The sequence below is a fragment of the Desulfosediminicola ganghwensis genome (assembly GCF_005116675.2).
Taxonomy (GTDB): Bacteria; Desulfobacterota; Desulfobulbia; order Desulfobulbales; family Desulfocapsaceae; genus Desulfopila; species Desulfopila ganghwensis.
Genome location: NZ_CP050699.1, coordinates 1,213,477 through 1,226,885, shown reverse-complemented (window position 1 = coordinate 1,226,885; position 13,409 = coordinate 1,213,477). Strand labels below are relative to the sequence as shown.

Here is a 13,409-nt window from a genome sequence, read left to right as displayed (position 1 = left end):
AAACAACTGCATGATTCTTATTTTATCTTTTAATTTCGTAACAATAGATCGAAATTACTAGATATTTTACAATTACCGTTTGTACCGGTGGGTATAGATTTGGCGCTTTCACCCTTCGACCGAGCCTGACAGGATCATGTGCGGCATTATCTGGGAGTTGCAGTAGGCTACTTCAGCTTCACCATTGATGCCTTGCACATGAAATAGCCTGCCCCGTGAATTATCCGAGCTAGAATGATGAATCACTAATACATCAAACTCCCCTAAATGTAGATTCAAAACGTGCGTTCCCGAGCTTTCGAGTCATGATCAATCCATAAGAATGTGGAGGACATGTCCGATACTCTTCTTATCACTCAACCAATCGTAAAACTACCCCTTACAAAGTTGCTGCGGCCCGAGAAACTTACTCACCTTGCCAAAACTCGTCACAACAACCTCGCGTTTAGCACGCGTAGCCGCAACATAGAGCAAAGCTCTCTCTTGTATCTCACTTTCTCTCTCAACAACCTTATCAGAGGTTCCTTCACTCATCCTTGTAAAAGGGACCATTCCATCATTAACACCCGCAATAACAACCCGGTCAAATTCCAACCCTTTCACACGATGCATTGTTGCCAATCGAATCCCTGGAATTTTGCGATTTTCGGCTTCGCTCCGATGTATAAAGAATGTCTCTCGACTCTTGGCTGTCAGTACACCTTCATATTGCTTCAGTAACTCATGAGTCCTGGCAACCAGGCATACCTCATTCAAAGCGCCACCTTCAGCTTCAACTCTTTCCAGATAGTTATTGATGAATTCAATTTCCTCCTGAAATGAGGTAAATACTTTCACAACTGGTGCTTCTCCGTATACCAGGGATTTGTACCCTCTTTGATCATCAAGCCCGCCATCCAGATCATCAAAGCTCACGCCTTTTAAAAGGTTAACTGCCCACTTGCGGTTTTCATCAGTAGTTCGATAGTTGATTTTGAGCCGCCTACCCCTGCCGACGATGTTGATACCGCACTGTCCCAAAACAACCTTATGCCGATAAATGCGCTGATGGGCGTCACCCACAATAAAGATATCGTTTTTCTGATTACCACCGGGGACCATCTGTCGAATTAACTCAAATGCCTGTCCGCTCATATCCTGGGCTTCATCAACAATCACAGCCTTATATGGAAGGATATCACCTTTATCCTTCAGTAACGCCCTGGCATCACCTATAGCATCGACATTCTCACGCAGACCTTTCTCATTCATCAACAATCGATATTCTTCAAACACCGGCCAAATCAGTTTTCTCTCTTTCCTATTCAACCGGGTTCCACGCCCTACTCGAGAAACTTTTGCGTACTCAGCGAATGTACTGATCCGATATGGTTGGATAATGCGCTCCCACTCCTCTCTATAAAACTGATCACCCAAACCAAGTTCTTCAGGAGCAAGGCTTAAGGCTTTTTCCCAGAGTGGGGCGGATTTTTTCCCGTAATCAATTTCATAATTATAATCGTGCTTTCTCAAAAAATGGGCTACCCAACGATCAAGGTTGATCACCTCGATCCGTTTCATGGTGTCATCGGAACAGATTTTTCCAAGATTTTCTTTGATATCGGCTGCCAAATTTCGAGTAAACGTGGTCAGAAGGATTTTTTCTTCATTGCGAATGAATCGCTCCTGTGCAAGCCACTTTGCCCTATGCATGGCAACAACCGTCTTACCCGTACCCGCACCGCCTAAAACACGTACCGGACCATTCCAGTCCCGCTCTACGAGATTGCGCTGTGATGGATGGAGAAATACACGCCATTTTTCCAAAGGTGCATCAAGGATTTCCTGCAATATCAAATCGTCTTCAACTACAAAGAAACGCCGCTTGGTATCCGCGTTTTCCAGTGCTTTCGCGTAATCTTCAGTATCGACTGTAAATTCTTCAGCTTCAGACCGGCCAATCTCTTGATAAACCTCTTCCAACGAGTACCCCATTGCAAGAGCGAACAAAGCTTCGCTTGCTTCTGCCGGAAGCTGCCTGGCTGCATTATCAAGTTGATCTTCTGTTATGATCTTACGAACAAGTACGATTAATTCTTCAGGGACACCGAGTTTCAGCAACTGACGATCACGATATTCTTCAAATAATGGCTGTTCACCTGAATCACTATCATGCTTGTGGTATTTAGTACTATCAGCTTCCTGCAGACTGACTTCATCAACCTCATATACCTGAAGACTTCCAGTTTCCGGGTTAATCGTACATTTCTTATTCTCCGCCCACTGATAGGCTTTGTCATGATGATCAACCCAAAGCAGCAGAAATACGTTACTCGTATCAGGTTTTTTTACTATCCCGCGATACACTTTATCAATCCGTACAGAACGTAAAGTCTGATCCTTGAAAGATGCGATCTTTTCATAGTTGATAGAGGGAGCAAGCGGGTTTGCCCGAAACTTTGCAATAAATTCCATAACCTTGCCCTGCTGCTTTTTCGGAATATTCGAAAAGGCATTCAAAAATTCCGATGCTATCGCTACCTTTGCTGCATTCGCTGATGCCATCTGTTTTAGTCCTTTTTATCCGTATATAAATTTGAATGCTTCTCAGGATTCTCCAACACCTCAACTATGGAGTAGGTGCCCCACCCTTTCTTGGTGAAATTTGGTTGAAACTCCAATTCACTCTCCTCGAGAAATGCTATTGATGCATCTTCCCAGGCAAGCTCGGCAGAGGCCATAATTTCTCCATCTTCGCCTTCCAACTCATATCCCACGACCGGTATTGGCCAACCAGCGCCCCTCAACAGGTTAAGTAGTTCATGCAGTGAATCATCCGTCAGCTCCTTTACTTCGCTCCATTCGGGATCATCTGCAGCGGACAGTTCTGAAGTCCTTTCAGTAAATGAGGCAGATACAGCCAATTTCAATTCACCATACACCGAATCCGCAACACCCTCCCGGGTCACGAAATAGGAATAACCAAGAAATTGAAATATGTTATAAAGAGCTAAATACCCATTCCAGAAAGAACGAAACTCTTCATCTGTCCTTATCTTCTCACTATCATCCAGCCAACACCCCAGACGAACACCATTCATATTTTGCGGTGGTTTGATAGCTGCCTGCTCTGCAACCATCAACAGGCTCATTATCTTCTTGCCGTCTACGTCAGTCTCATATTCACGATGACCATAAAGACATGGGCATTCACTTTCTTTGACAACGTCAGAAATCGTATATGGGAAACGAGTCTCAAGTTCCGTCGTCCACTCCTCCAAAGCGCCAGGCTTATTGAATCTTGCATGATCACTAAAAAGAGTAGCCAGGGTAAACCCATACTTCGCCCAGAGGTCGCTATCCGGGTTCTCTAAAAATTTAAATAACAATTCAAAACTGTTAAGCTGCTCCAACCCTTTAAAGCCAGTGACACCAAAACTTTGCAACAGCACATCATACTTGCTGCCCATGGGCAATGAACTGATTTCCAACATCTTCTGCCAGTAGGCACCCTTTGATTCAAACTTGTTTTCAACGTCGTACCATGTCAGGGACCATGCATGAAATTTACCACTCTGAACTATGGCCATTCGTTGCGCCATATCCTGGCCGACTCTGTCGCGATGATAAGCAAATCCATCAAGGAAAACAGCTATCGGCTTTCCTCCCTGCCCAGATCGTGCAGGCCGAATGACAAAATCTGCCCTTGATGCTATGGCCACACCATCCGCAGAGCCTAACTCAACCTGAGGCTCTACATAATAGGCCTTATCTTGAAAACTAAAGAAATAGCCTGGTTTATTGCCATTCAACAAATCATTTTTAAAGGTCCCTTCAGCATCCTTTACATAGAGTTTTAATGCCCCTATGAACCTGACTTCAAGCTCAGATTCCAGGAACGAATTGAAGGAAATTGATGAAAGGCTCTTTGTTCGAACGAGCTGCTCACGATAGCCCAATATTTCAGAGAGAAGGTCAATCGCCGTATCTCTTGAAGTCTCAGGCATATAAAAGCTGTTTTTATACACATAGAGACAACGATAACAGCCATCCTTACCTTCAACCTGGTTACAGTTACACGCACGTAACGCCTTTAAAGCAATATCGAAAATTTCCATCAGCTGTGAATCTGAGCGCATCAACTGCTTCAGGTACCCTGTACCACCAGGTACGCTGTCGTATATAACAAGGTATTTTCGTTTCAAGGCCGAATCAGGCAAAGGTTCCTCTGCCACCGTCGACTGCAGATGATCGATCTTCCCTTTAAACTTGAGCTTTAAACCAAATTGAATTGCAGCAATAAGTGATTGCAGCTTACGCTCAGATTCATCAATTATAGAAACTGGCAGCAGTATCCTGATCGCCTCAGAGGTAAATTGCCTGTAAAGATATATGCACTCTATCAGGTTCTTCTCAGAAGTCTTGTCACGAGCAGTACAGGATAAATCATGCACGGGCTCTTCCGGCTTCTCCTGCAACTTTCCACACACCTTGCACAGAGAGAAACCTTTGCGAACTGCTTCTTTACCTGCAATGGTGTCTTTGCTGCCAATCTCGCTCACTTCACCAAAGTTGATTTCACAAAAATCAACCTTTGAAATGAAATCAAAACCAAAAGGAAAATCCGCATCAATCTTAAACGCATCAAGCACATGTTTACCGTCAAACTCCACCAACATCTGCTTGTTATAAAAGACCGGATCACGATCATCGCTGTCATCACTGATCCGGCTCTTGTTATCCGCTGTCGAGGCAAACACTTGCCTCAACTTCAACATCTGCCTTTTCTGACCACTGTCGGACCACATCGGGCTTCCACAGACAACGCAACTCTCCCTTTCTTCTGCAGTACCAACCTGTTCTTTATGCGCACAGTTATTACAGAATCTCCAGGCTTCCACTTCTGATACAGCCATGTCAACCTGATCGATCGTTACACGCCGTCCTCCTGCGTAAAAGGTGTTTGCCGGGGCCAGTTCCTGAATGGCTGCCACTGCCGGACGCTCGTAGTCATAATGCCAGGTCTCGTAATTACTCTCACCAGTCTGAACCTTACTTTTTCTCCGGTAGATTAATGAACGCAACATGACGCCGACCTCAGGAAAAGCATAGTTCGGCAACAATCCCTCATCGGTAAAAAAATTAAAGGTGTCCCGGTTCTTGATATTTCTTACAAGAGACTGAAGAGCCGATTTTTCTATCTCGAGATCCCGAAGTTCCTCCTCATAGTTCATATCCTTTGGACCACCCTTTTTCGCCTTGATCTTTTTGGTAAGCGTACGGGTCTTTTTTTGCAGCGAGTCCCGTTCCAGTTTTCTGGCATGCAAACCATTCATAATCGCAAGGCGAAGTCCGCTTTCCCCTTTACTGTCTCCCTCAACAAAACGTTTCAGCCTTTCTACAGACTCATCGCTTAATTGTGACCTACCAACAAACAGGGCCAGGAATTGCTGAAAAAGATCAACCTGATGTGTTTCTATAAACTTTATGAAATTATGGGGGAACTTACTGGGGTCCACTTTGTCCAGATTACCCAGGACCTTGCCCAAAGTTTTAGGAACAAGAGCGATATCCGAAAGAGCAACCCACCGGTCAAAACCAAAAGCTGTGACCTGTCGCTCAAGCACAGCAGATGCATCAAGAAAGATGCCCGGCGATTCAACATGTCCGGCCAGCATCTCTTTCGGATCGGCAAAGAAATACAGATCATGAGGCCGAGCATTGGCGACCGTAAGATTCAGGGCATTACCATCGCGTCGACCTGCCCGGCCAATACGCTGCACATAATTTGCCTGCCGTGGAGGTACCGAACAGAGCACAAGTGATGAAAGGCTACCGATATCAATACCCATCTCCAGGGTCGGGGTGCAAGAAAGCAGATTAGGATACCAGGGCTTCCGCTCGTCTTCTTCAGTTTTGAAATCTATTTCCAACTGTTCTCGGACATCTCTTGCCAAAAGTCCGGTATGCTCCCGGGCAAAGATCCTGGCAACATCTCCAGTTGCATAGAGTTTGCCATAATAATCAACGCCATTTGAAAGTCTGCTGTATGTACCAGGGCAATAAAAACGCAGACAATTACCATCTTCAAAATACGATTCCTCTTCTTCAGCAACTGAGAGATTGTGCCCGCACTCACTGCACCGATATTGGCTCACACGCAGAGAAACCTTTAGCGCATCTGTTGAGATTCCCCAAATTTTGTCCTTTTTGGACTCAAGCTCTACTAGAATTTTCTCCTCAACCAGTGCATCCAGTACCGGTTTATAAATGTCTCTGGAGACAGTTTCGCCTCCTGACACAAGGGTAATTAATTCTGCAAAAGATTTATCCGCCCAGTTCAGGTACCATGTCCTGTGCGTTTTCCCGGTGCTGTGGAGTGTGTCAAATCGAGTTTGTGACTTTGTGGTAAGAAAAGATGGGGATCGTGAATTTCTCCCGAAATTCGGTAGCCAGTTTATTCTGTTCAAGAGGTAGGTATTACCGTAATCAACCACATACGACCTGAGAGAAGGCTGAAAAATGCCACCCTGGTTCTTTAAGTTCACAAGAAAGCCCAGAATAAACCGCCCAAGCATTTCCTCTTTCAATGTGCGTAGTGGCCCAAATTCGTTTTGTAGAATTGGTAGCAGGCGCGTAACAACCCTATCCAGCAAATCCTGATCAAGGTGGACGACTGAAGAACCAGTTTTTTCCAATGTTCGACCAATCCTGGCCTGGTAGCCATACTCACAGTTGATCTCCCAACCGATTCTGAGATCTATATCCTCAATCAGTTTTGATCCGCTAGGCAATGTCCCGGTTTGCTGCAGCACTTCATAATCTTTAAACCACTCCATATTCGGGGCAAGAAAAGTGGATATATACTGGTTTTGATCAACCCACTTTTTCCAGTATTCTATGAAAGCATCAGGGACAGATGCTAACGGGAGGCCATCCCCTCCGGCCAAAATAAACTGCTGAAGGGCAGCCCTGAAGTTAAATCGATATGTCCTGCCGTTAAAGAATCCAGCCCGATGTGCTGCATCCTGTACATTATCGGAAAAGGTCAATAGCTTCTTGTCATCGTTGTACGTCGATGAAAAAAGCTGCACAATCATTACACTGGTCAGGCTGGCTGCACGAGAACCAAGCAAAGTTAGGCTGTTTCGACTGTTGCAATATGGGCAGTCATTGACACTTGCTTGTTTATCTTTCCTTTTTACTCTCGTATCCGGCATATAGACCAGCAGCAACGACGTATGATCACAATGGCCGCAACCACCGGAGCGTGATTCTGCAGTTACATGAAGACATCTCGGGCAGAAATAATACATGCCAACCCGCGGAGCCTGCTCCCGAACATCATTTTTCTCTGGAAAAATAAATACAACTTTTGGGTCATGCTTAAAAAAGGCCTGATAGAAACTCTTCAGTTCCCCCATCACTGCCGTGTTATTCTGTTTCTTCAGCCCGGTCCACCCCATACTGCCGCATTCACGGCAATGAACCAGCGGTAGATGGATATTTAATTGTTCATCATTGAGGTCATCGGCAAAACGCAGAACAGGCTGCTCTGCAACTTCGCATACCATGCGTCGCAATTCCCTGAGCCAAAGCTGAAGACGCACATTCAAAAAAGGCATGTACTGTTCCTCTGTACTACCATCAGAAGAATAGCTCAATACGATTGCCCGGGCTTCAGAGATGAGAGCCAGCAAACTGTTCAGCAAATTCTGCTGATATTTTCTGTCCCCATCCCGAAATTCTTTATTAATCTTTTCAAACTGCAGGAAAATCTCTTCGTAGCTGCTTACACCGCCTTTAAGGATCCTGATAAGGTTGTGAAAAAATAGGTGTTGCTTTAGCTGCTCGCCTAGCTTGATCCGCCAACCATTTTCTGCAAAGTCGCCTTTAATCTCCTCATCGAGCCACAGCTCATGCTGGGCCCTGATATATTCTTCATAGGATTCATACGATTCAGGATCTAGCATGTCCACCCGTGCTGCAGGTATAACATCCGAACGAGCTATCAAACCATCGGCCAAAAACTCACCGGCAGATCGCCTGAATTCAGTTACTACAGAGGCTCTCGTAAACTCCTCACCAAATACAGCGGAACTGTAGTCAAGCAGTTCATCCAGCACGCCGCCATCACCTAAAGTAGCAGAGGTGCCCACACAGCATAAGTATTTTTCTTCTATCGCAAGCCTTGCTTTCAAACGACGTATCAGACAACCCAGGTCAGCGCCTTGCGCCCCGTCAAAGGTATGGAGTTCATCGACAACCAAAAACCTGAGACTGTCAGGTGTATTATGTTCCCAGAGTTTTTTATCTTCCTGCCGGAGCAGCAGGTAATCGAGCATTTTATAGTTTGTAAGCAGAATATCCGGTGGAGAGAGACGCATTGTACTCTTATCTGAAATCAGCCTCTCCTCCTGCATCACTTTGGTAGGCTCTTTCTCCTGCTGTCCAACATAGATACCGGCGGTAACATGCCCTTTCGCCTTACTGTTAAAAATAAGACTCGCCAGTCGTCCCGCCTGATCTGATGCCAGCGCATTCATCGGATATATGAGAATGGCCTTGATACCCGGCTCATTACGATGCCTGTAGCAGTAATCGAGAATAGGATAAAGGAAACTCTCGGTCTTACCTGAACCTGTACCTGTAGCAACAATAGTGGCCTTGGGATCTTCTCCGGACAACCGATCAAACGCCTTTTCCTGATGGAGATACGGAGGATATTTCATTGGCAGGTCAGGGAAATACCCAACACCGCCCTTACCCTGCTGAAAAGGCAGCTGTATATCCAGATACGGCCCTTTAAACACGTTTCCTGGCTCTTCGAGCAAACGCTCAAGTACTTCATCGAAATGCGGAGTCGTTACAGGAAAGGTGGTGCGCAGAAAATCCTTTACCCCCTGCTCAACATGTTGGGCCAGTACTGAAGGGATCATATGTTTACTCTTCCTTTTACCATCTTTGCAATCGACTCATGCAGGCAGTTCGATAACAGTGCATTGATATTTATTTACTTCTTGAGAACAGATATTTGCCGTTTCTTAACATTCAAAATAAATTCCCGTTTAGCAATTTTCTCCCAATCTGCCGGGATATCTGACTTAACTAGGGGATAGCAAGCTGAATCATTCCATAGGATTTTATCCCCAACAACGATCGGCAGAACTCTCCATTTATCATTAGGCAACAAATCTATTTTTACTATCTGTTCTATAGGAATACCTGTCCTTTTCTTTCTGATTTTTTTCTTTTCTTTTTTCTCTGAAATAAACCACTTCCTAATTAAACGAGGATCCAGAAGCGAATCATCAATGTTCGATTCATGTTCATCCCAATATTTCTGTGCTTCCTCTATTGCATCATCCCTGGTTATTACTCTTCTTTCGTTCATCAACCAAGCCGCGACAGGATCAAGCACCCCCCAGGAAATCATATCTTTAATCCATAAAACAGCCCAAGGATAACCAGCATTCTCCCAACGTTGTAGGGTTCCGTTATCTGAATCGACATCACCAAGTAAAGTGCCGACAATAGACCCAACGCCCCAATTGAATAAATACGCGAAGTTTACAGAGCCATATTTATACCAACGAGAGATACTAGCAACCGCCGGTTGCCTATTAAGAGTGTGCCCATACCCTTTCATCCACCATCCAAGCACATCAGCACGTGTAAAGTTCCCTGCGTCTTCAAAGTGAAAAGACGGTATTTCCCGAACTTCATCCATTAAAGCAAGAAAGAAAGAGATCCTTTCCTCCGAATCCCATTCAACATAATCTTTTGCAGATTCTAGTAATTTTATAATATCATCAAGCTTTTTAAGAATTATTTTACCATCTCGAGGGGGTAATGATGTGTTATATAACCATCTACGCTCTTTAGGGTCAGGATAAACATTCTCTACAATGGCCTTACCTCTGACGGTCACGCATTCCTGAAAAACATCATTAAATGAGGTTGAGTAATATGAAAAAGTCTGCTTCCATAAATCTGCAAGATGAGTTTCAAGATCCTCATCCATATCATCATTTTCATGCTCGCATATAGCAGCAAGTAAAAACTCATCAAATGAATCTAAAGCCAACAGGGCATAATTCTCAGTTTCTGGAGCATCATTCTCAAAAACTGCGGTTTCGAGCCATTCAAAGAACAAATCCACCTCTCCAGATTTACTTAGCAGTTTCCATTGCTCCCAAATATATCTGATCAGCTCTGCAAGTGGCCCATACTTTGTATCTTCATCAGAATCATCTAATTCGCCTACTGAGCCAACGAGTTCTTCAACACACTCTTCATATGCCTCTAAACTTCGAAAATGTGATACGCTGCTAGATGACGGGTTGAATAGGACTAAACACCTTCCCTCAATAGATGTTCCCGGCCTACCTGCTCGACCGATTAAATTTGCAAATTCTTTTACAGAAAGCGTACCAGGATAACGATGAAGGGTTGGCAAGAGTACTGTCTCAAAAGGTAAATTAACACCTTCTGATATAGTCGAAGTAGCTACAACGATATTTATTATCTTTTTTTGAATGAGCTTAATAAGCATATTCGACATTACGGAAGGCATTTTGCCATGATGCAATACCACTCCATAAGTTAACAGCTTATACTCCCTGGATGTTTCACCAAAACAATCTGCACATGTTGCTAAACAGTCTTCGTATAATTTTTTCTTTTTCCCTTCTTCTGGTTGGAGAAAAAATATTGGTTTATCAACATCTTTCCAGTCCCTGCTCAATAAGTCTAAAAACGATTTTGCATAATGCTCAGGATTAGCTGTTATTGATACGAGTACAGCATGAAAGCTATCACCCTCTTCTTTCTTTGCTGCAAGATGCATAGCACTCCACAACAGGTGTGCACGCATCTTCACCTCTAAACTTGCACTCGCTGCAAATGCATTTCCAGTAGGGGGATGTTGGGGGAATGGATTGACAATATATGGCCGTTCTTCCTCAGAACTTCCTTGCACAACAAGCCTTTGGCCATCCAACATGTCATACTCGATTTTCGTCCGACCATTACTGTTGCACAGTAATCGACCAACTAATTGTCGGGTACTACGGTATCGGGTGGCAATCGCAGCACTCTCTTTTTCTCCCGTTACCCACTGGGCAAGGTTTGCTTTTGCATTGGATGCAACGGCAGATAAGGCAACTACACGCAGTTTGTCACGATCAACTAACGAAAATATTCTCCCGACAAGTGACTCAAGGTGGAGCGATCGATTTTTCGACGTTTTCAACGTTTCAATATTATCATCAAACGCAACGGTGTGGGCTTCATCAACGATCAAACAACATATTCGTTGAACAATCCCAGAGCCCAAGAACCTCAACAATGCCTCAGCCTTTTCATGGGTCGAGATCAATACACAGGAGTTTTCAATATTTGTTGACGCATCAGAAGGGCCCCAATCATTTCCCCCATACATTGATGAAACAGAAACATCAGCGATTCCAACTCTTCTAAATACATCGGCAATAGTAGCTTCAACCTCCATTGCAAGAGCGCGAGAAGGGACGAGATACAGAACTATGGGTGATGTATCGCTAAGACTAGTAAATTTCGTTGAAAAGAGACTTTGAAGTATTGCCAGTTCGGCGATCCTTGTCTTCCCAGATCCAGTTGGAGTGCATAGTGCGAATGAATTTTTGGCTGACAACTCTTGAATACCAGCTAACTGTGACGGCCAAGTTATGGTTGTATTTGAGTTGAACGATCTCTGGACATACCTTTCAAACGCCTTTTGTCCTGTTTCATTTACGGTACCAATCAGTACCTGCACCGATCTTCTGAGTGATTTTTCATGATTATCTCTAAAAATAATATGAATTAGTCTTGCAAGCAGCCATGAATGCGTATCATCACCATACAACATAGCTTTACTTATTCTCGCTATATCGTCGAAAATCCGTTCAATACGATCTTCTTCACCCCATCTAAGCCAGGAACAGAAAATGCCAAAGCACCTCAAAACATCAATTGATAGATCAATACCGTATTTCAGTTGTACATCTTCTGCCTGCTCTGCTGCCTCTTGTAAATTCCTTACACCCAGTATTACTGTTTTTTGAAGATTCTTATAATCACCCTTTAAAAAATAAAAAATTGCTCTGGAATACCCACCTCTACTCTGGTCCTTACTCAGAACTCCAAGCGCTCTAGCCGAGTACCCTGCTAACTGATATGAAGCAGCTGCAAAAAAGTATAGATTTACGTCGGATGGATTTTCCTGTACTCCCCCCAACCACTCATAAATTTCAGCAGCTCTGCGTAAATACCTTTTACTTTGGTTCTGGTCGGTTTCTCTTAAGAGTAATCCTGCCTCCAACAACTGTTCTGCATCTTGTAATCTTTGCTTTGCTTCACCAGCTTTCCAGGACAGTAGTCCAACACTACTCTCCTGATATCGTGTTTGATGGCTATAGAGCCTAGCTATAGACCTGGCCATCTTATCACCGGCCAGCCGTTCCCCTTTTGCATGAATCAATTCGAGAAGCTCTGGAGATAAATCAGTCATGGATCTCCCCCAGTTTTTTGTAAATTCGTTTTATCTTATCTACGACCTCTAAGATCTGGATTTCTGCAGCATTGAGTTTTCTCTTAGCTGCATAGCTCGTGTGAGGTTTATCAGTCGGTATCCATGTTGTTTCTCTTACAGGCTTTCTCCCACATACATAGACGCTAAAATCATAACGTTTCACACTACCGTTTTCAAAATAGAGTTTTCGTAAAGCGTCTATCCACTCTTTTGCATAATCATCATCGGCATAATCCTCTAATGCCTTTATAGTTCGTAACAAATCTACAGGTTTTTTAACCGCAGATTTCGATAGCTTTTCATGGTTGTCATTAATCAATGCGGCACTATGTCCCCTTGTGCATTTTGCTTCACAAGCCATCCAGCTAACAATGTTGCCCTCTTCATCACGGGCAAAAGCCAGTCCATCATCGCCGGTTCTCCCCATTATTCTCTTTCCCCATTCACCTGTATTTTTTATTTCTTCTAACTGTTGAAATGCAGTTGTATGGGCTCGAAACAGATAAACTGGTACCTCCCAATCGACGTCATCCAATAAATCGATATGTTCGGCAATAATTCCAGTGAGAATCTCTCCAAAAAAACCTTGCAAAGCAATAATGTCAAATTTATGGGGGTACCCAAATGCGGGATCTATTTTCTTCCCATAATGAACCGGGCTTAGACTATCACCAAGCGGTGCCCGTAAAACGTTTCTCGCTCCCTGATGCGCATGGTCGATATATGCCACAAGCTCCTGCCAAAACTCATCCGGAACACCAGATAGTTCAGTCAGCAAAACATGTAGATATTTCTTTCCATTCACAGTGGGGTCTACATTCAACCATTGCGAAAATTTTGGTAATTGTGGTTTCTCAGCTGATTTTTTTGACATATC

At 43.9% G+C, this 13,409-nt stretch carries 4 protein-coding genes; all 4 read right to left on the bottom strand.

Features of this window, described 5'->3' with window-relative positions; all coding sequences use genetic code 11:
• Positions 1-372 precede the first annotated feature (372 nt).
• Positions 373-2,544 (bottom strand): UvrD-helicase domain-containing protein, encoded by a 2,172-nt coding sequence (locus FCL45_RS05220; RefSeq protein WP_136797069.1) that lies wholly within the window; start codon positions 2,542-2,544, stop codon positions 373-375.
• Positions 2,545-2,549: 5 nt separating this feature from the next.
• Positions 2,550-8,918 carry a DEAD/DEAH box helicase gene (locus FCL45_RS05215; RefSeq protein WP_136797070.1) on the bottom strand — a complete coding sequence of 2,123 codons (6,369 nt, stop codon included), beginning with the start codon at positions 8,916-8,918 and terminating at the stop codon, positions 2,550-2,552.
• 74 nt (positions 8,919-8,992) lie between these two features.
• Positions 8,993-12,511, bottom strand: coding sequence for a DEAD/DEAH box helicase (locus FCL45_RS05210; RefSeq protein ID WP_136797071.1), 3,519 nt, complete (start codon positions 12,509-12,511; stop codon positions 8,993-8,995).
• Positions 12,504-13,406, bottom strand: a complete 903-nt coding sequence (locus tag FCL45_RS05205) for a hypothetical protein (protein ID WP_136797072.1) — start codon at positions 13,404-13,406, stop codon at positions 12,504-12,506. Before FCL45_RS05205 ends, FCL45_RS05210 begins: the two co-directional genes overlap by 8 nt.
• Between the last annotated feature and the right edge of the window lie 3 nt (positions 13,407-13,409).

Excerpts from the sequence above, each read along its gene's own strand:
- FCL45_RS05205 (WP_136797072.1), bottom strand. The coding sequence starts at position 13,406 with ATGTCAAAAAAATCAGCTGAGAAACCACAATTACCAAAATTTTCGCAA.
- FCL45_RS05215 (WP_136797070.1), bottom strand. The coding sequence starts at position 8,918 with ATGATCCCTTCAGTACTGGCCCAACATGTTGAGCAGGGGGTAAAGGAT.
- FCL45_RS05210 (WP_136797071.1), bottom strand. The coding sequence starts at position 12,511 with ATGACTGATTTATCTCCAGAGCTTCTCGAATTGATTCATGCAAAAGGG.
- FCL45_RS05220 (WP_136797069.1), bottom strand. The coding sequence starts at position 2,544 with ATGGCATCAGCGAATGCAGCAAAGGTAGCGATAGCATCGGAATTTTTG.